At 65.4% G+C, this 18,958-nt stretch carries 19 protein-coding genes and 1 riboswitch; of the genes, 7 read left to right on the top strand and 12 right to left on the bottom strand.

All coding sequences use genetic code 11. The annotated features are described in order from the left end of the window. Positions 1-107: 107 nt before the first annotated feature. Both BCV67_RS04340 and BCV67_RS04335 read right to left on the bottom strand, forming a co-directional pair. Complete coding sequence (locus BCV67_RS04340) at positions 108-932, bottom strand: hypothetical protein (RefSeq protein ID WP_172837769.1); 825 nt, start codon at positions 930-932, stop codon at positions 108-110. 151 nt (positions 933-1,083) lie between these two features. Continuing rightward, complete coding sequence (locus BCV67_RS04335; RefSeq protein WP_062166626.1) at positions 1,084-1,977, bottom strand: Hsp33 family molecular chaperone HslO; 894 nt, start codon at positions 1,975-1,977, stop codon at positions 1,084-1,086. Between the two features lie 74 nt (positions 1,978-2,051). Between BCV67_RS04335 and mtgA the strand changes: the two genes are divergently transcribed. Genes mtgA through BCV67_RS04320 form a run of 3 tightly spaced genes read left to right on the top strand, consistent with a single transcriptional unit; the run spans position 2,052 to position 4,242 of the window. Beyond that, positions 2,052-2,801, top strand: coding sequence for a monofunctional biosynthetic peptidoglycan transglycosylase (gene mtgA / locus BCV67_RS04330; protein ID WP_065868041.1), 750 nt, complete (start codon positions 2,052-2,054; stop codon positions 2,799-2,801). Between the two features lie 27 nt (positions 2,802-2,828). Continuing rightward, complete coding sequence (locus BCV67_RS04325) at positions 2,829-3,851, top strand: glycosyltransferase family 2 protein (protein WP_062166625.1); 1,023 nt, start codon at positions 2,829-2,831, stop codon at positions 3,849-3,851. Then, complete coding sequence (locus BCV67_RS04320; RefSeq protein WP_062166624.1) at positions 3,811-4,242, top strand: CBS domain-containing protein; 432 nt, start codon at positions 3,811-3,813, stop codon at positions 4,240-4,242. Before BCV67_RS04325 ends, BCV67_RS04320 begins: the two co-directional genes overlap by 41 nt. A gap of 7 nt (positions 4,243-4,249) precedes the next feature. Here BCV67_RS04320 and BCV67_RS04315 read toward each other — a convergent pair whose 3' ends face one another. The 4 genes from BCV67_RS04315 to BCV67_RS04300 all read right to left on the bottom strand — a co-directional run bounded on the left by BCV67_RS04315 (position 4,250) and on the right by BCV67_RS04300 (position 9,892). Beyond that, on the bottom strand, positions 4,250-6,208 hold the full coding sequence (locus tag BCV67_RS04315; RefSeq protein ID WP_062166623.1) for an AsmA family protein: 1,959 nt from the start codon (positions 6,206-6,208) through the stop codon (positions 4,250-4,252). 119 nt (positions 6,209-6,327) lie between these two features. Further along, positions 6,328-6,963, bottom strand: a complete 636-nt coding sequence (trhA, locus tag BCV67_RS04310) for a PAQR family membrane homeostasis protein TrhA (protein WP_062166622.1) — start codon at positions 6,961-6,963, stop codon at positions 6,328-6,330. Positions 6,964-7,047: 84 nt separating this feature from the next. Beyond that, positions 7,048-8,652 carry a peptide chain release factor 3 gene (locus BCV67_RS04305; RefSeq protein ID WP_062166621.1) on the bottom strand — a complete coding sequence of 535 codons (1,605 nt, stop codon included), beginning with the start codon at positions 8,650-8,652 and terminating at the stop codon, positions 7,048-7,050. Between the two features lie 433 nt (positions 8,653-9,085). Next, positions 9,086-9,892 carry a M23 family metallopeptidase gene (locus tag BCV67_RS04300; protein WP_065868040.1) on the bottom strand — a complete coding sequence of 269 codons (807 nt, stop codon included), beginning with the start codon at positions 9,890-9,892 and terminating at the stop codon, positions 9,086-9,088. A gap of 118 nt (positions 9,893-10,010) precedes the next feature. After that, a riboswitch (SAM riboswitch) is annotated at positions 10,011-10,130 on the top strand. Between the two features lie 71 nt (positions 10,131-10,201). On the opposite strand from BCV67_RS04300, the gene metX reads away from it, so the two are divergent. Genes metX through BCV67_RS04285 form a run of 3 tightly spaced genes read left to right on the top strand, consistent with a single transcriptional unit; the run spans position 10,202 to position 13,541 of the window. Then, positions 10,202-11,230: a homoserine O-succinyltransferase MetX gene (gene metX, locus BCV67_RS04295; RefSeq protein WP_062166620.1), complete on the top strand. Its 1,029-nt coding sequence runs from the start codon at positions 10,202-10,204 to the stop codon at positions 11,228-11,230. Next, positions 11,227-12,477 carry an O-succinylhomoserine (thiol)-lyase gene (locus BCV67_RS04290; RefSeq protein WP_062166619.1) on the top strand — a complete coding sequence of 417 codons (1,251 nt, stop codon included), beginning with the start codon at positions 11,227-11,229 and terminating at the stop codon, positions 12,475-12,477. The genes metX and BCV67_RS04290 overlap by 4 nt, the downstream gene beginning before the upstream one ends. Next, positions 12,474-13,541: a homoserine dehydrogenase gene (locus BCV67_RS04285; RefSeq protein WP_062166618.1), complete on the top strand. Its 1,068-nt coding sequence runs from the start codon at positions 12,474-12,476 to the stop codon at positions 13,539-13,541. Before BCV67_RS04290 ends, BCV67_RS04285 begins: the two co-directional genes overlap by 4 nt. A gap of 100 nt (positions 13,542-13,641) precedes the next feature. Here the strand turns inward: BCV67_RS04285 and BCV67_RS04280 are convergent, their stop codons facing one another. Beyond that, positions 13,642-14,436, bottom strand: a complete 795-nt coding sequence (locus tag BCV67_RS04280) for a hypothetical protein (protein WP_065868039.1) — start codon at positions 14,434-14,436, stop codon at positions 13,642-13,644. Positions 14,437-14,719: 283 nt separating this feature from the next. After that, complete coding sequence (locus BCV67_RS04275) at positions 14,720-16,102, bottom strand: L-serine ammonia-lyase (RefSeq protein ID WP_065868038.1); 1,383 nt, start codon at positions 16,100-16,102, stop codon at positions 14,720-14,722. A 96-nt stretch (positions 16,103-16,198) separates the two neighbouring features. Here BCV67_RS04275 and BCV67_RS04270 point away from each other — a divergent pair, with 96 nt between their 5' ends. Beyond that, positions 16,199-16,417, top strand: a complete 219-nt coding sequence (locus tag BCV67_RS04270; RefSeq protein ID WP_062166616.1) for a glutaredoxin family protein — start codon at positions 16,199-16,201, stop codon at positions 16,415-16,417. Between the two features lie 12 nt (positions 16,418-16,429). Here the strand turns inward: BCV67_RS04270 and BCV67_RS04265 are convergent, their stop codons facing one another. From BCV67_RS04265 to BCV67_RS04250, 4 genes are all read right to left on the bottom strand, one after another. Continuing rightward, entirely contained in the window at positions 16,430-16,990 is a 561-nt protein-coding gene (locus tag BCV67_RS04265) for a DUF922 domain-containing Zn-dependent protease (protein WP_065868037.1), read from the bottom strand. 77 nt (positions 16,991-17,067) lie between these two features. Further along, a complete protein-coding gene (locus BCV67_RS04260) occupies positions 17,068-17,640 on the bottom strand; it encodes a YceI family protein (protein WP_062166614.1) in 573 nt (190 codons plus the stop codon). After that, positions 17,637-18,215 carry a cytochrome b gene (locus BCV67_RS04255; RefSeq protein ID WP_062166613.1) on the bottom strand — a complete coding sequence of 193 codons (579 nt, stop codon included), beginning with the start codon at positions 18,213-18,215 and terminating at the stop codon, positions 17,637-17,639. The genes BCV67_RS04260 and BCV67_RS04255 overlap by 4 nt, the downstream gene beginning before the upstream one ends. Then, positions 18,212-18,904, bottom strand: a complete 693-nt coding sequence (locus BCV67_RS04250) for a YceI family protein (RefSeq protein ID WP_062166612.1) — start codon at positions 18,902-18,904, stop codon at positions 18,212-18,214. Before BCV67_RS04250 ends, BCV67_RS04255 begins: the two co-directional genes overlap by 4 nt. Positions 18,905-18,958: the final 54 nt, after the last annotated feature.

Here is an 18,958-nt window from a genome sequence, read left to right as displayed (position 1 = left end):
AATGATTGAGAAAAAAAGAATGAAATTCGGCAAGGCCTTGATTTGACGGGCAGAAATGCAAAACGCCCCGAACGGGGCGTTGTCTCAAAGTGATTTGGTAACCCGGATTACAGGTCCTGTTCGTAACGGACGTACGGGATTGCGCCGTCGTCGTTGCTTTCGTTACGGGGTGAGAACGGGTTTTTGCCGCGGGTGATCACGTTTTCCGCGCCGACCGTGAGCTGGCCGCTCCATGGCGTGCGCCAGGTGATGCCCAAACCCAGGCCTTCCCACTTGCCACTTTGCCCGGGGGCGTCGACAACGCGGCCGATGACATTGGCGCTGAAGGCGCCGTAGCCACCACCCACGGTCAGGCTCTTGCTGTCCCACTGGTCGACCACGGACGGAGCCGCGTCGGTCAAGGGAACAAGCCGGGCCTTGGCATAGGTGCCGCCAATGGAGACGAAGCCTTCGCGGCCGATGTTTTTCTGCCCGAATACGGTCAGATCGTTCTGCTCGACCCGTGCCGCGCCGCTTTTGTTTCCACCGGACAGCCACGCAGGCAGCGTGTCGCGGCCGGTGCCGGCGGTTACGCCGACGCGCCCGCCCGGACGGTTGAAGGCCGTGGTCGCCGAGATATGACGACCGTTGTTGTCGTCGTCATCGCCCAGGCTGGCCAGCATGCAATGGCTGGCGAGGCCGCCAATGCTGCTGCCGCGGCTGCTGTTGCAGAGCAGGCCAAGCGAATCGCCCGAGGACAGGCCGAAGGCGGCGTCCAGCGAGCTCTGGCCGAAATTCCAGCGCGCACCCACATTCTGGGTGCCGGTGGGTTCCAGATAAAGCAGAGCCTCAACCTTGCCGCTACCGCGGTTCCATACCGGCAACACGGTGCTGTCCATGGCGCGCGGTTTGCTCTGCGCATGCGCGCCCGCAACCACCCCAAGGGCGATCATCAAGGCAAGCGGTAGGCGCAATAAGGCGTTCATGGACTCAGTGAGACCCCGTTGGCGCCAGGAAGTTCCCGGCGCGTGAGTTCTCGATCCTATGCGGTTTATGGTTTCTTAACAAGTCTTCGCCCTCCCCAGAACGCAACTCGTTGGACCGTTATTGCAGCCGCTCGGGAGCGGGCTGATTGGCCGGTGTGGAACTGAACAATACGCCGAATTCTGCTAATGGGAAGTGATATTCCTGCCCGCAGAACTCGCACCGCACTTCCACCTGCCCGGTGGGCTCGGCGGCGGCCCGGGCTTCCTCCTCGCCAAGCGACTGCAGCATGGCACTGACCCGCTCGCGTGAGCAGGAGCAGCCGAAGCGCAGCGGCTTGTCGCCGACCAGCTGCGGGTTCTCCTCATGGAACAGGCGGTGCAGCAGTTCGGCGCCGGGCAGTGCCAGCAGTTCGTCGCGGCCGAGGGTGTCGAACAGCGCGCCGGCGCGGATCCAGCCGTCCTCATCGCCTTCGTCGCCGGGCAGCTTCTGCAGCAGCAGGCCGGCGGCGTGCTGGCCATCGCTGGCCAGCAGCAGGCGGGTCGGCAGCTGCTCGGAATGACGGAAATAGTCCTCGAATGCGTCGTCCAGGCTGTCGCCGGTCAGCGCCACCAGGCTCTGGTAGCGCTGCGGTTCGCGCGGGTCCAGGCCGGGGTTTTCGATGGTGATGGCGAGCAGAGCGTCCTCGCCCAGGCCGGCCAGCGTTGCCGGGGCGTCTTCGCCATCGGCCAACTGGGCAATGCCGCGCAGCGTGCCGGCCGATGTGCATTCACTGAACAGTGCGCGCAGGGCGCTGCTGCTGCGAAGCTGAATGGACAGCCGGCCGTCCACCTTGGTGTGTCCGGTGAACAGCGCCGAGGCCACGCTGGCCTCGCCGAGCAGGCGCGCGGCGGTGGCCGGGTAGTCGCCATGCGAGAGGATGTCGCGCCAGGCCTGGCCCAGCCGGACATGGACGCCGCGCACGCCAGCGGCGGGCAGGAGGAAGCGGACAAGCAGATCGGAGGTGTCGGTCATGGGGCTGCATCTACGCGAGGTGGGGCCGGTGCCGGATAATGCGCCGGACAAAGAGTCTTGCAAGGTGGATATCAATGGGGGCGGAGCAGGCCGAGCTCAAGGTGGAGCAGGGCACAGGAAACGGGCGTCGGCGACGCTGGCTGCGGCGCTTGCTGTGGACGCCGGTGGTGTTTGCCGTGTTCAGTGTGGTGCAGGTGCTGGTTTTGAGGGTTGTCGACCCGCCATTTTCCACGGTGATGCTGTTCCGCCAGCTGGAAGCCGTGGTACAGGGCGATTGGAAGTTCCGCATCCGTTACCAATGGGTGGATCTGTCGGACATGGCGCGCAGCGTGCCAATATCGCTGGTGGCGGCGGAGGACCAGCGCTTTCCTGATCACAATGGTTTCGATCTGCAGGCCATTGAAAAGGCGCGCAAGCACAACGAGCGCGGCGGGCGCCTGCGCGGCGCCAGTACCATCAGCCAGCAGACCGCCAAGAACCTGTTCCTGTGGCAGGGCCGCAGCTGGCTGCGTAAAGGCCTGGAGGTCTGGTACACGGTGCTGATCGAGGCGCTGTGGCCGAAGCAGCGGATCATCGAGGTGTACGCCAATGTCGCCGAGTTCGGTGACGGCATCTACGGGGTGCAGGCCGCGTCGCGCGCGTACTGGGGCAAGGATGCCGCGCGCCTGAGCCCTGCCGAAAGTGCCCGCTTGGCGGCCGTGCTGCCATCACCGCGCCGCTACAACGCGGCCAAGCCGGGGCCGTACGTGCAGCGGCGTGCGGCGTGGATACAGCGCCAGGCACGTCAGTTGGGCGGTGCGGGCTATGTTGATGAAGCCAATTGATTTCACGGCTGTTGTTAAACTTCGTCAATGAACACGCCCGAACGCCTGACGCTGCTGATTACTGCCTTCAACGAGCAGGAGGCATTGCCGCAGTTGCATCCGCGGCTTTGCGCCCAGCTGCAGGCGCTGGCTGGCGACATTGACGGCCGCATTCTGTATGTGGATGACGGCAGCACCGATGCGACCTGGTCGGTGATGCAGCAGTTGTCGGTACAGGAGCCGCGGGTTTCGGTGCTGCGGCTGTCGCGCAACTTCGGCAAGGAAATCGCATTGACGGCGGGGCTGGATTTCATCGAGGAAGGGGCGGTGGTCCTGCTCGATGCCGATGGCCAGGACCCGCCGGAAATCATTCCGCAGTTCGTCGCGCTGTGGCAGCAAGGCTATGACGATGTCTACGGCACGCGCATGGAGCGCGGTGGTGATGGCTGGTTGAAACGCTTCACCGCAGCGGGTTTCTACCGGGTGATGGGGCGCTTGTCGAAGACGCCGATCCCGGCCGATACCGGTGACTTCCGCCTGCTTTCGTCGCGTGCGCTGGCCGGCCTGCGCCAGTTGCGCGAACGCCAGCGCTTCATGAAAGGCCTGTTCGGTTGGGTGGGTTACGAGCGCATCGCGCTGCCGTACCGGCGTGAGCCGCGGCTGGCCGGCAACAGCAAGTTCGGCTTCTGGAAACTCTGGAATTTCGCGCTGGAAGGCATCACCAGCTTCTCCACCGCGCCGTTGCGGGTGGCCACGTATCTGGGCCTGCTCACCGCAGCCGGTGCGTTCGGCTTCGCCGCTTGGGTGATCGGCAAGGCGGCGCTGTATGGCGACCGGGTGGCCGGTTGGCCCACGATGATGGCGGTGATCCTGTTCCTGGGTGGGGTACAGCTGATCGCGCTGGGCTTGATCGGCGAGTACCTGGGCCGCCTGTACATGGAGGCGAAACAGCGGCCGTTGTACCTGGTGGATACATGGCAGCCGGCGAACGTGGCAGTATCTGCCCCATCCGCCAGCGCAGGAGAACGCCATGCAGACCGTTCGACAGTTGCTTGGGGCCAAGTCCCCTGAGATCCACGCCGTGCCGCCGGATGTGGCGGTGGTGCAGGCGATCCGCCTGATGGCCGAGAAGGGCATTGGTGCGGTGCTGGTCATGGAAGGGCGCCGGCTGGTGGGCATCCTTTCCGAACGTGACTACGCGCGCAAGATCGTCTTGATGGATCGCTCCTCGGCGAGCACGCCGGTGCGCGAGATCATGACCGCCGAGCTGGTCACCGTGGCGCCCACCGTATCGGTGGAGCAGTGCCTGGAGCTGGTCACCAACCGCCGGATCCGCCACTTGCCGGTTGTGGAGGGCGATCAGGTGGTCGGCGTCATCTCGATCGGCGATCTGGTCAAGTCAGTGATCGAACAGCAGCGGCAGGAACTAGGCCAGTTGCAGCAGTACATCACCGGCACCTGAGGCGACATTAACGGGCGTAGTGCCCGCCGCAGTCGGCGTCCTTGCCTGGTCCGGTTTCGATGGTGGCCAGCAGGGCGGCAGGCGGGGTGATCGTGGCCAGCGTCAGGGCGATGGCGCCCCGGATGCCCAATGCCTTCAAGTCGGGGCGGAAGGATGGGTCCTTGAAGGTGCCGCCGATCCGCAGTGGCGAGCGCAGGGCCAGGATGCTTCTGTCCTTGGGGCGCGGCCGCAGCAGCAGGTCGAGCTGTTCCTGCTTCAGGTTGACCGTGCCTTCGCCGATCACCAGGGTGTCGGAGGTATCAAAGGCCAGGGCGCGAGATTGCATCAGCCCATCGCGTACGCCGAAATCACCAAAGGCGCAGCGCAGCGGAATCTGTTTGTCGCCGGTGAACAGGAACTTCAGCGATTCGGCCACATCCAGCCCGGCCAGTTCCATCAGCAGATTGCCGATATGGCCGCGGCCCATGCCCAGCGCGACATCGCCATCGCTGCTGCCCAGCATGACGGCGATGGAATTGCCATTGCCGCTCAGGTGAACATTGCCACTGATGCCGCCGGAGGCCTGCTCGGCCAGTTTGCCGTCGGGGAACAACTGCCCCAGTTGTACCCCGCGCAGGTTGGCATTGAGCGTGGTGGTGATCTGCGGGCGGCGTGCGTCCATGCGGATGGTGCTGCGGATATCGCCGCCGGCCACGCCGAAGTTGAGCGGTTCCAGCCGCAGCAGGCCGTTGTCCAGCAACAGGTGCGCATCCATGTCTTCGAGCGGCAACTTGGGCGCGGTGATGTGCTGGGCCTTCCAGCGCACGTCGGCGTCCATCGCGCGCAGCTTGCCCAGGTTGTACGGAGTGTCCGGCAGCACGGTTGGCTTGGCGGCGAGTTTGGCCGCCTGCGCTTTCTGTTCGGCATTGGCGGTTTCCTGGCCGCCGGTTTTGGGTGGCGCACCGATGAAGCCGGCCAGGTCGTCGAAATCGAGACGTTTGGAAACCAGATTGGCGGTCAGGCGCGGGCGTTCGCCCGCCACATCGATGTCGACATCGCCGGCCAGGTCGCTGTCACCGACGCGCCCGCTGAACTTTTCATAGCGCCAGCGTTCGTGGTCGCGCTTGAGTCGCCCATCCAGACGGTAGGGCGGTGAGGAAGGAATGGCGATGCCGATCAGTGGATACAGGTCGTCGAGGTCCTGCCCGCTGAGCTGGAATTGCAGGTCGAACACCTGCAGCTGGAACGGGTTTATCAAACTGCCGCGCGCAATGGCATGGGTGGCACCGGCGCGTGCATCCAGGTGCACGTGGAAGGGGTGATCGCTGTCGGTCAGCTGCAGTGGTGATTCGGTGCCGCCCTTGAGCGTGAACGCCGCGCCGCGCCAATGGCCTTTGCCTTCGACCAGCACAGGCGGTGCTGCATCCGCCTTTTTGGGTTGGCCGCTGTGCACTGCCAGATCGATATTGGTGCGGCCGAGTTCGTCCAGGAACTGCAGCCTGCCGTCGTCGATCCGCAGCCGCCGCAACTGCGGTGTCTGCCCGCCGCCACCGCCCAGGAAATTCCAGTTGCCCGGTTCACCCTTGCGCGGCGCGGTCTGCAGCAGCACATCCGGCTTGCTCAGACGGATCTCAGGGAACTGCACACTGCCGCGCAGCAGTGGCCACAGGCGTATGTCGATTTCGACGCGATCGGCGCTGGCCATCTGCGGCTGCTTGGCCCAGTCGGCATTTGCAAATGTGATGCGGTCGCCGCGCACGGTGGTGGTGCGGCCCAGATCGACATCGAGGTTGCCGATGTGCAGGGCGCGGCCGGTGCGGGCCTGCACCGCGCGCTCAACCGGCCCCTTGAACCAGTTCCAGTCCCACAGCAGGATCAGCACGATGAGCGCAACCAGCAGCGCAGCCGCAGCGGCCAGCCAGCGTCTGCCGCGTTTACCGGGGCGTTGCAGGCGCCAGCGCGACGCAGGTGGCGTGGAAGTATTCACGTGCCCATCGTGGCGTGGCCGGTGTTCACATCACGCGAAGCCGGCATTGGCACGATGTGTACGGCCCGCAGCGTTGAGCGGGCGAACGTGTTGCCAGCGCGGGTGTTGTCGCTGACGGTTTACAGGATCTGCGCGGTTACCGAGACGAAGTGGCAGACGCTGCCGGCGATGACGAACAGGTGCCAGATCGCGTGCGAGTAGGGCAGCTGTTCACGGTGGTAGAACACCGTGCCCAGCGTATAGAACACGCCACCGCCGAACAGCCAGCCCAGCGTCCAGCCATCGAGGGAGGCCCACATCGGCTTGATCGCGATCACCACCAGCCAGCCCATGGCGATGTAGATCGCGGTGGAGAGTTTCTTGAAGCGGCCGGTATAGAACAGTTTGAACACCACGCCGAACAAGGCCAGTGCCCAGATCGCGCTGAACATGCCCCAGCCCCACGGCCCGCGCAGGCCGATCAGGGTGAAGGGGGTGTAGGTGCCGGCGATCAGGATGTAGATCGCGCAGTGATCGAAAATTTTCAGCCTGCCCTTGGCTACCGGGTGCTGGATGGCGTGGTACAGCGTGGATGCGGTGTACAGCAGCAATAGCGCCACACCAAAGACGATGGCGCTGGCCAGTTGCCAGCCATCGCCGTAGATCGCGGCAAGGGTGATGAGTACGGCGCCGCCAGCCAGTGCGCTGACCGCGCCCAGACCGTGGGTCAAGGCGCTGGCAAGTTCTTCGCGGATCGATGCAACGGATGCAGTCATAGGGGTTGAGGGCGCGGGCTGGGGGGAGGCCCGGTGCCCGCTATCATCACCCCGAACGGCGGCGTGTGCACGCCGCCATCGAACCTAGGCAACCGAAACCGTGTGTGCTGCTTCACGGGTTGCCGAGAAACGTACATCCGGTGCGCGTTCCTGGGCCAGCTGCAGATTGACCCGGGTCGGTGCCAGGTACACCAGGTGGCCAGCGGCATCGATGCTGAGGTTGCTGGCGTTCTTCTCGCGGAACTCCTCCAGCTTCTTGGCATTGCTGCAGCTCACCCAGCGTGCGGTGATGACCGATACCGGTTCGAACACCGCTTCCACGCCGTACTCGTCCTTCAGCCGGTAGGCGGCCACGTCGAACTGCAGCACACCCACCGCGCCCAGGATCAGGTCGTTGCTCATCAGCGGGCGGAAGAACTGGGTGGCGCCTTCTTCGGACAGCTGGGCCAGGCCCTTCTGCAGCTGCTTGAGCTTGAGTGGATCCTTCAACCGCGCGCGGCGGAACAGTTCCGGGGCGAAGTTGGGAATGCCGGTGAAGGTGACAGCCTCGCCTTCGGTGAAAGTGTCACCGATGGAGATGGTGCCGTGGTTGTGGATGCCGATCACGTCACCCGGCCACGCCTCGGCGGCGATCTCGCGGTCGCTGGCCATGAAGGTCAGCGCGTTGGCAAGCTTCATTTCCTTGCCGGTACGTACGTGGAAGGTCTTCATGCCGGCGGTGAACTTGCCGGAGCAGACGCGCATGAACGCCACGCGGTCACGGTGCTGCGGGTCCATGTTGGCCTGGATCTTGAACACGAAGCCGGTCAGCTTGTCTTCCTGCGGCGCGATGGCACGGCCGGTGGTGGCACGCGGCTGCGGCGCCGGTGCGTGCTTGACGAAGAAGTCCAGCAGCGGCTGCACGCCGAAGTTGTTCACACCCGAGCCGAAGAATACCGGGGTCTGCTTGCCAGCCAGGTAGGCTTCCACGTCGAACGGGTGGCTGGCGCCCTGCACCAGTTCCAGTTCGTCGCGCAGGTCGGCCAGCATCTTCTCGCCGATCTTCTCGGCCAGGCCGGGTGAATCCAGCGACGGGAAGATGGTCGAATCCTGACGGGTGAAGTTGCGGCCCTGTTCGTACAGGTGCACCTCGCCGGTGAGCAGGTGCACCACGCCCTTCAGGCGCTGGCCCATGCCGATCGGCCAGGTCACCGGCGCGCACTGGATGCCGAGCACGGTTTCCACTTCATCCAGCAGTTCGATCGGGTCCTTGCCCTCACGGTCGAGCTTGTTGATGAAGGTCATGATCGGGGTGTCGCGCAGGCGGCAGACTTCCATCAGCTTGATGGTGCGTTCTTCCACGCCCTTGGCCACGTCGATGACCATCAAGGCCGAGTCCACCGCGGTGAGCACACGGTAGGTGTCCTCGCCGAAGTCGGCGTGGCCGGGGGTATCGAGCAGGTTGATGATCTTGCCTTCGTACGGGAACTGCATCACCGACGAGGTAACCGAGATACCACGTTCCTTTTCCAGCGCCATCCAGTCCGAGGTGGCGTGGCGCGCCGCCTTGCGGCCCTTGACCGAGCCGGCCATCTGGATCGCGCCCCCGAACAGCAACAGCTTTTCGGTCAGCGTGGTCTTGCCGGCGTCAGGGTGGGAAATGATGGCGAAGGTGCGGCGGCGCGCGGCTTCGGAGGCGACTTCGGACATGGCAGGGGCGCCCGCCCGGGCGCATCAGAAACGAATGAACCGGCGATTATACCTGCCGCCAGCCCAGCAAGGATGACCGGCGAGCGTGGTGCCGGGCCGTGCCCGGCAGGGGCCTTGGCGGGCAAGCCCCAGCCCCGGCGAGCTGCGGCATCGGCATCAGCCGCAAAGTCCGGCTGACGCATCTTGGTGGGCTGCACGACTCCGGTAGTGCCGAGCCATGCTCGGCAGGGGCGTTCAGGCGATGCATCAGAGGTTTGTGGGAGCGGCGTGAGCCGCGAAGCTTGCGATCCATGAGCTTGGCCGCCCGGCCATGATTTTGTTGTGGCGGGCTTCGCGGCTTACGCCGCTCCCACAAGGGATAGGACCGCCAACTGGCTTGGGTGAGGCTTTCCCGGTAAGGCCCTTGCCGAGCATGGCTCGGCATTACAGGCCTTCAGGGGGCTTGGCGCGGGAACTTCAGCTCGCCGCGCTCGCTGGCCATGCGGAAGGGGATCGAGCGCAGCGCTAGGCCGGTATTGGCCTGCACCACGAAATGCAGGTGCGGGCCACTGCTGTGGCCGGTATTGCCGGACAACGCGATGACCTGGCCTGCCTCGATTGCGTGGCCGGGGCGGACGCGAGCGCTGGCCGCCTGCAGGTGGGCGTACAGCGCCATGCTGCCGTCGTCGTGCAGGACGCGCAGCAGGCTGCCTTGTTCGCGGCTGTCCACCACCTGCATCACCCGGCCGGCGCGGGCGGCCAGCACCGGCGTGCCTTCGGCCACCGGGAAGTCCACCGCATACAGGTTCTGCGCATCGGTATGGCTGTAATGGCCGGCGAAGGCCTGGCTGACCCGAACGGCTGCGTTCTGCAGCGGCAGTTGATACAGGTGATCCAGCGGACGTGCGGCCGGGTCGCCGGGGTAGGCGTCCAGCTGCAGCTGCACTGGCTGGCCGTCGTCCGCCAGCCAGAGCAGGTGGCGCTGCTCGCCAGCGCTCAGCACGGTAGCTGCGGGTGCGCGGCTGTCGCCGTGCAGGCGGACCTGCAGCGGCCCTGCCAGCAGATTGTTGACGGTGGCATTGCGGCCGCCGGCACGTGCCTGCAGCTGCAGGCTGGCGAAGGCGTCGGAACTTGCCGCTGGGTTGGCCGGCGTGGTCGCGCCCAATCCCCATGCATCGCGCCAACGGCCGCTGGGGGCAGCGTGCGCAACGGCGGCGCACAGCGTGGTCAGGCTCAGCAGTACGGGAATGAGGCGGGGCACAGTGCGGAATCTTCGGGGACAGGCTGGGATTGTGCCTGTTTGGTTGCGCCGGAAACCTATTTATCTCTTTATGCGAATAAAGCGATTGACAGGTCGAAAGGGCGCTGGCAATGTAGCGTCACCATCGAGACCGGCAGAGGGACAGGCCCTTTGAAGCCGGGGCAACCAGCGGACGCGCAAGCGGCTGCGTTTGGTGCCAAATCCTGCGGTGACCTCCGTGTCCGCCGAAAGATGGTTCGTTCCGTACCCCGCGTACGGCGAACACGAGCTCCGCGAAAGCTCGATGGCCGCTCCTTATCGGATACCGCCATGAGTTTCGCCACCGCTACCGCCGTCCAGCTCGCCCCCGTTGCCCTCATTGATCGTGCCGACAGCGGCATTTCCGCCGTGCGCGGTGAGATCGAACTGCAACTGCGCATGCGTCACGCAGGGCAGCGAGCGCTGCGCCTGCGTTATGAGCTGGTCGGCGTGACCAATGCACCGGTGGTGCTGGTGGCCGGTGGTATTTCCGCGCACCGGCATCTGGCTGCGAATGCCGGTTACGCCGAAAAAGGCTGGGCCGAAGGCCTGGTTGGCGCGGGCCGCGCGCTGGACCCGCAGCGCCGTCGCCTGCTGGGTGTGGACTTCATTGGCGCCGATGGCGAACTGGATGCGCCCATCGATACCGCCGACCAGGCCGATGCCGTCGCCGCGCTGCTTGATGCGCTGCATATCGACCAATTGCATGGGTTTGTCGGCTATTCCTACGGTGCGCTGGTCGGCCTGCAGTTGGCCATCCGCCACCCGCGTCGCCTTAACAAGCTGATCGCGGTCAGCGGCGCCCATCGTCCACATCCTTATGCTTCCGCATGGCGCGCCTTGCAGCGCCGCGCGGTTGCGTTGGGCCAGCTGCAATGCGCCGAGAATCATGGCCTGGCGCTGGCACGTCAGTTCGCCATGCTCAGCTACCGCACCCCGGAAGAATTCGGCGAGCGCTTCGACGCCGCGCCGGAAGTGGTCAATGGCCGCGTGCGTGTCGCCGCCGAGGACTACCTCGACGCCGCTGGCGCGCAATACGTGGCGCGCACCCGCGTCGACGCCTACCTGCGCCTGTCCGAATCCATCGACCTGCACCGGATTGATCCGGCTGCCGTCAGCGTGCCGACCCTGGTGGTCGCGGTTGAAGGTGACCGCTTGGTGCCGCTGTCGGACCTGGTCGCCCTGGTTGAAGGCCTGGGCCAGCGCGGCAGCCTGCGCGTGTTGCGCTCGCCCTACGGCCACGACGCATTCCTCAAAGAAACCGATCGCATCGACGCGATCCTCGCCACTGCCCTACGCCTGCCCGGAGAAACCGCATGAGCCTTTCCCCCACTTCCGATATCTCCTGCAGCCGTGCCACGGTGGCAGTCCGCGCAGGCATCGACCGCGATACCGCCTATGGCGCGGTAACGCCGCCGATCGTGTTGTCCTCCAACTTCAGCTTTGATGGCTTCGGCAACAAGCGCCAATACGATTACACCCGCAGCGGCAATCCCACCCGCGATCTGCTCGGTGAAGCGCTGGCCGAGCTGGAAGGTGGCGCCGGTGGCGTCATCACCGCGACCGGCATGGGCGCGATCAACCTGGTGCTGAACGCCCTGCTCGAGCCGGGCGAGCGTCTGGTGGTGCCGCATGATGCCTACGGCGGCAGCTGGCGCCTGTTCAATGCCTTGGCCAAGAAGGGCCACTTCGAGCTGATCACCGCTGACCTGACCGATCCGCGCTCGCTGGCAGATGCGCTGGCGCAGTCGCCCAAGCTGGTGCTGATCGAAACCCCATCCAACCCGCTGCTGCGCGTCACCGACCTGCGCTTCGTCATCGATGCCGCGCACAAGGCCGGCGCCAAGGTGGTGGTGGACAATACCTTCCTGTCACCGGCGCTGCAGACACCGATCGCCTTCGGCGCGGACGTGGTCCTGCATTCCACCACCAAATACGTCAACGGCCACAGTGATGTGGTCGGCGGCGCGGTGATCGCACGCGATGCCGAGGTGCACCAGCAGCTTGTGTGGTGGGCCAATGCGCTGGGCCTGACTGGCTCGCCGTTCGATGCCTTCCTGACCCTGCGTGGCTTGCGCACGCTGGATGCGCGCCTGCGCGTGCACCAGGAAAACACCCTTGCTTTGGTTGACTTGCTGGCCGCCAGCGATGCGGTAGCCACGGTGTACTACCCGGGGCTGGAATCGCATCCGGGCCATGCCGTGGCGGCGCGTCAGCAGAAGGGCTTCGGCGCGATGCTGTCGTTCGAGCTGGCCGATTGCCCGGGTGAGGATCCGTATGCGGCGGTGCGCGCCTTCCTCGACGGCCTGCACTATTTCACCCTGGCCGAATCCTTGGGTGGCGTGGAAAGCCTGGTTGCGCATCCGGCGACCATGACCCACGCGGCGATGACGCCTGAAGCACGCGCAGCCGCCGGCATCAGCGAGTGCCTGCTGCGTGTATCGGTCGGTATCGAATCCAGCGAGGATCTGGTCGCCGACCTGCAGGCCGGCCTTGCCCGTGCGGCACAGGTGATCGCCGACGCGCAGCAGGCCGCTGGCAACTGTAAAAAAACGGTGGATGCATGAGCGCCGTACTGCGCCCGCTGGAACAGCCGCAGACGCGGTTGGTGCTGTTGGGAACCGGCACGGTCGGCTCGGCCTTCGTCGCGCGTTATCAGGCGCTGCAACGCCGGCAGCTGAGCCTGCCGTCGCTGCATGTGGTGGCCAACTCGCGCATCGCGCTGGCCTGCGAGGACGCGCCGGACACGGCGTTGTCGCGGGCGCGTGATGCGCAGCGGCAGGGTGACGCGCCGATCCACCGGCAGGAAGTAGGGCGGCTGCGTGCGGGTGACATCGTGGTCGACGCCACTGCCAGCGAAGTGGTCGCCGCCGATCACGCGCCGTGGTTGGCGCAGGGCATCCATGTGGTGACCGCCAACAAGCTGGGCAATGGGACGGCCTTGGCGCGCGCCCGGCAGATTGCTGTAGCCGTTGCGGCGGGTGCTGCACGTTATGGCGATGCGGCGACAGTCGGTGCCGGCTTGCCGCTGTTGCGCAGCATCCGCGCGCTGGTTGCCGGGGGTGATCATGTGCACGCCATCGAGGGCGTACTGTCCGGTTCGCTGGCCTGGTTGTTCGATCGTTACGACGGCAGCCAGCCATTCTCGGCCTGCGTGCGGGAAGCCGCTGCCGCCGGCTATACCGAGCCGGACCCGCGTATTGATCTGTCCGGCGAAGATGTACGCCGCAAACTGTTGATACTTGCGCGTGCCGCCGGCGTGGCGTTGGAAGCGGACCAGATCAAGGTCGATTCGCTGGTGCCCGCTGCATTGGCCGCGTTGTCCGAGAGCGATGTCGATGGCGCGCTGTCACTGCTGGATGCTCCCTTGGCCGAACGTCTGCAGCAGGCGCGCGCGGACGGCTTGAAGTTGTGCTTCGTCGGCCGCCTGGATGCGCAGGGCGCAAGTGTCGGTCTGCGCGCGCTGCCGCAGGGGCACGCATTGGCCGGTGGTAGCGGCACCGACAATCGGGTGGCGATCCACAGTGACCGCTACAGCAGCCAGCCCTTGTTGATCCAGGGCCCGGGCGCCGGTGCCGGCGTAACCGCGGCAGCCTTGCTGGACGACGTGCTGAATATCGTCAATCGCTGAGCCGCAAACGCCGCGCGTGTTCGCTACGCGCGGCGCTCTGCTTGATTGGCCCAACCAGTTCAGTCAACGGCGGTGGAGGCACCGATAACGTGCTCCTTCGTCAGCTGCGCGCGGCCTTCGCGGCCAGCTGCTGCATCACCGCCTCGCGGCTCATGCGCGCGCCGTTGCTGTCGACGGCGGTGAAGTCCACGCCGTTCTCCCACAGTTGCGGTGCGAACACCAAGGCCACGTCTTCCGACGCGGTCCTGGACTGCAGGCTGAGCAGGTGCTGGTTGAAGCCGGCCGCACGCAGCCAGGCGTTGTAGCTGGACGTGTGCTCGGTGGCGAACTGCACCTCGTAATGGCATTGCTTGCGCTCCGCCTCGTCAGGACGCGCATCACATTGCGCGTTCCATTGGTGCAGGCCGATCACCGCATCGGCCTCCAGCTGCCGATTGCCGGCAGCCGCCCACAGTGCCACGCACATGCTGGCGCAATGCGAGCGCACCCGCACGGTGAGGTTGTTGCGGTTGATCAACCGCGCTGCTTCCAGGCCGGGATTGGCATAGCCGCCGCCACTGGTGATGTCGATGCGGCGCACACTTGGGTTGGCATCGAGCAGCGTCTTCATCTGCGTGGCGAAGTTCCTGCCGACGCTGCCCTCGATACGCAATACGCTGCCACCTTCCTGCACCGACATCTGCGCATCGTCGATGTTCGCCATGGTCGTGGATTTCTCGCCCTGGATCACCAGGGAGTCGGAGCTGGCAGCGGCCGACGCTGGCGCCGTGGCTTCGGCTTGAGACGTCGCGGCTGCTGTATCGGCAGCTGGCTGCGAGGGCTTTCTATTGCCGAGGTAGTAGGCCAGCAGCAGCAAGGCAAGCGCACCAAGGCCAAGTTTGATCAGGGTTGCCATGCCGCTGCCAGGTGCTGCGGTGCGCGCGGCCGAGCGTGGGCGTCGTGCTGCTACCTGTTCGCCAGAATCCTTTCCGTCGTGCATCCGCTCCCCCTGAAGCTGCGTTGTGATGGGCGATTCTGGTGCACCGGTGCGAGCGTTTGCAATATGCGGCCGATGCTACGGCGCGTGGGCGGGCTTGATGCCCTGCCAGCTGCCCCAAAGCCAGCCGGCGCCAAGCCATGCCAACAGAACCATCAGCAGGCGCCAGCCCCAGCGGGGCCAGCGCAGGTCTAGCTGTGGATCAGCACTCGATGACGTTGACGGCAAGGCCGCCACGGCTGGTTTCCTTGTATTTGTCCTGCATGTCGCGGCCGGTGTCGCGCATGGTCTTGATCACCTTGTCCAGCGACACCTTGTGCTTGCCGTCGCCGCGCATGGCCATGCGGCTGGCATTGATCGCCTTCACCGCGCCCATTGCATTGCGCTCGATGCAGGGGATCTGCACCAGTCCGCCGATCGGGTCGCAGGTCAGGCCGAGGTTGTGCTCCATGCCGATCTCGGCGGCATTTTCGATCTGCCCCGGGTTGCCCCCCAGTGCGGCCATCAAGCCGCCGGCGGCCATCGAGCAGGCCACGCCCACTTCACCCTGGCAACCGACTTCAGCGCCGCTGATCGACGCGTTTTCCTTGTACAGGATGCCGATGGCGGCAGCGGTCAGCAGGAAATTGAATACACCCTGCTCGTTGCTGCCGGGGCAGAAGCGATCGTAGTAGTGCAGCACCGAGGGAATGATGCCGGCCGCGCCGTTGGTGGGGGCGGTGACCACGCGGCCACCGGCGGCGTTTTCTTCATTCACGGCCAAGGCATACAGGTTGACCCAGTCCAGCGTGGTCAAGGGGTCGCGCATGGCCGCTTCCGGGCGCGACGACAGTTCGCGGTACAGCGTGGGCGCGCGCCGGCTGACATTCAGCCCGCCGGGCAGGGTGCCTTCGGAGCGGATGCCGCGGGTCACGCAGGACTGCATGGCGTCCCAGATTTCGCGCAGGCCGGCGCGGATTTCCTCTTCACTGCGCCAGCACTTTTCGTTCTCGTACATCATCTGGGCGATGCTCAAACCGCTGCGCGCGGCCTGCGCCAGCAGCTCGTCGCCACTCTTGAACGGGTAGGGGATTGGCGTCTGGTCGGGCACGATGCGGTCATCGGCGGCATCGTCCTCGTTGACCACGAAACCACCGCCCACCGAGTAGTAGTCGCGGGTGGCGATGATCTGGTCATCGGCGTCATAGGCGGTGAAGCGCATGCCATTGGTGTGGTACGGCAGCTTCTGGCGCTTGTTCAGGGCCAGGTCGCGCTTCTCGTCGAAGGCGATCTCGCGCTGGCCCATCAGCTTGATGCGCTTGCTGCTGCGGATGCGCTCCAACGTGGCCGGGATGATGTCCGGATCGATCTCATTGGGGCGGTTGCCTTCCAGGCCCAACAGCACGGCCTTGTCGGTACCGTGGCCGCGGCCGGTCAGGGCCAGCGAGCCGAACACCTCGGCGCGGATGCGCACCGTGTTCTGCAGTTGGCCGGGGTCCAGCAGCCAGCGGTGGACGAAACGCTCGGCCGCGCGCATCGGGCCCACGGTGTGTGAGGAACTCGGGCCAATGCCGATCTTGAACAGGTCGAACGTGCTGACGGACATGCGGATTCTGCGTACTGCGGTGAGATGGCCGCTATTCTACGGGTTCATTGCTGCAGGCCGTGTCTGCAGCGCAGCATTCCCCGGACAGGTGCGTAGATGGGATTGACTCTGTACCAGCGTGACGATTGCCACCTGTGCGACCTTGCGCTGGCGGTGCTGGCGCAGGCGCGGGCGCCGGAATTTGACAGCGTGTTCATCGATGACGATGACGCGTTGGAGACGGTATACGGCACGCGCGTGCCGGTCTTGCGCGATGCCAGTGGCAGGGAGCTGGACTGGCCGTTCGATGCGGCCACCCTCCAGCAATGGTTGTGACAGCGCGGTGGCTCAGAGCTTGAGGCCGCTGTTGCGCCCGTGGTCGGTATCGCGGTCGCAGGCAAGCTCGCGCTGGCGTTGTTCATCGATCAACGCTCTGCCCAGCTGGTTGGCTTGCGTCGACAGGGCTGGGCAACCGGCCTGCGCGGGCATGGCGGCAAGTTGCTGGCGGATTGCGGTGGCTGCATCCAGTGCGAACTGGTAATGGCCTTGCTCGTGTTCGCGCAGCAGCGTGCTGTAGCGTTGCCAACGGTTCTGCAGGTCCTCGCTTGCGCCTTGTGCATCCGTCCATTGCGGGAGGGTGATGGTGCCGGTGACCTGGGTGTCGACGGATTTGATGCTGCAACGGTTGCCGCGTGCGGAGGTCTGGTAGTTCCAGCTCACATGCCAGCGGGTATAGCCGTGGAAACGGCGGCCATCATCGCCTTCAGGGCCATGCTGCTGCATGGCGGCCATCAGTTGCTTGGAGGAGTTGCCGCTGATCGGGTAGTAGGTGACATCCAGCTGTTCGGACGCGGCCGCTGGGAACGTTGCAGCCAGCATGAGGCCGGCGAGAAGCAGGGATGCACGCATAGTACAAATCCGTTTGACATGTAAAGCACCCAGCGTGGCGTGCAGCCGCGCCGGGTGTCAAACGCTGTAACGCAGGCTTACTTGGCGTTGAGCTTGACGATGGTGCTGATCGCGGTTTCGTCGGGGATGGTCTTGGTATCGGCCCAGTCGCCGCCGCCCACGCCGAAGTCCAGTCGCTTGACCGTGGCCTTGCCGGTCAATACCGGCTGTGCGCCCGGTGCCCAGGTGAAGGTCAGCGTGACCGGCTTGCTGATACCGCGCAGTTCCAGGGTGCCATCGGCGGCGAACTGGTTGTTGCCCAGCGCACGGAAGCCGTTGGCGGTGTAGCGGGCCTGAGCAAACTTGGCCACGTTGAAGAAGTCCGCTCCCTGCAGCGTGGAGTCACGGTCGTTGTTGCCGCTCTTGGCGCCGGCCAACGGGATGGTCACGTCGAGCTTGCCTGCGGCCGGGTTGGCCGGGTCAAAGCTGACCTGGGTCTGGAAGCCCGGGAAGCTGCCGGTGAAGACTTCGCCGTCGTACTTGCTGGCAAACACCAGGATCGAGCCGGCGCCGGGTGCCTGCTGGTAGTCGGCGGCCATTGCCGGGGCGACCGCAAGCATGCCGGCAAGTGCGGCGGCCACGGCGGCGGGAGAGGTCAGTTTGATGTTCATGCGGAATCCTTCTGGGGAGCAGTGAGCCAGCCTTGCGGCAGCATCCGCGTCAGCGTGGCATCGCGTTGATGAATATGGTGATAGAACGCAGCGCCGGCATGCGCCAGCACCAGCAGGATCAACGTCCAGAAACCCCACTCGTGGATGGCGTGGGAGATCTGGCTGGCCTGTTCGCTGGGGGCGACCAGCTTGGGCATTTCAACCAGCCCGAACAGCTTGAACGGGCGCAGCCCGCTGGCCGAGTCGTACAGCCAGCCCGACAGCGGCATGGCGAACATCAGCACATACAGCGCCCAGTGCGTGGCCGAGGCAATGCGCTCCTGCCAACCCGGCGTGCCCGGCACCGGCTCCGGTGCGCCGGCATACAGGCGCCATCCCAGCCGCACCACGACCAGCACCAGTACGGTGATGCCGATCGACTTGTGCATCGTGTAGATCCAGAAATACTTGGGCGTCTTCGGGAACTCGCCCATGGTCAGGCCGACAATGCCCAGTGCGAGTATCAGCAGGGCGATCAGCCAGTGCAGGCTCTTGCTGACGCTGCCCCAGCGTTGGGCGGTGTTCTTCAGGCTCATGGATGGGTTTCCGTTTGGGTAGCTGCATCTTGGGCTGCCTTCAGTGCCGCCTCGGCGGCGTCTTCCAGGCTGGAGTCGGTGGTTGGTGGCGCAACCCCCGGTGCGGGTTCGGCACCCGCATCGCGCACGGCTTCGGCCTCGATACGCAGCTCGACCCGGTCACCGATCACCGACGGCCATGCGCTGATGCCGAAATCTGCGCGGCTGAGGGTGGTAGTGGCCGAAAAGCCTGCCGTACGCCGGAACGGCGGCAGCGGGTGGCGCTTGAGCGTATTGAGGGTTACATCGAGCACCACTTCGCGGCTGACCCCGCGCAGGCTCAACTGGCCGAACACGCGGGCATGGTTGGCATCAATGGGCTCGACCCGGCTGGAGACGAAGCGCACCTGCGGGAAACGCTCGCCATCAAGCAGGTTGCGCGCCAGCGTGGCCTGGTTCCATTTGCCATCGCCCAGATCCAGGCGGGTGATCGGCACGGCAACATCCAGCCGTGCGGCAGCCCAGTCCTGCGGGTCGAAGTCGAGCACGCCTTCGCTGCCGGACACGGTGCCCAGGGCCTGCGAGAAGCCGGCGTGGTCGATGGCAAACAACACCCGGGTATGCACCGGATCGAGCCGATAGCGCTCGTTCGCTGCATTGGCGGCAACGGGCAGCAGACTGCAGAGCAGCAGAAGCAGGCGTGGCAGCACGGTCGGGCTCCATGGCGGGAAGGGGGATTCTAGGCGTATGCAGGTAACGATTTG

This window comes from Stenotrophomonas nitritireducens, from assembly GCF_001700965.1.
GTDB classification, from domain to species: Bacteria; Pseudomonadota; Gammaproteobacteria; order Xanthomonadales; family Xanthomonadaceae; genus Stenotrophomonas; species Stenotrophomonas nitritireducens_A.
This window is presented reverse-complemented; position numbering and strand designations above follow the sequence as displayed.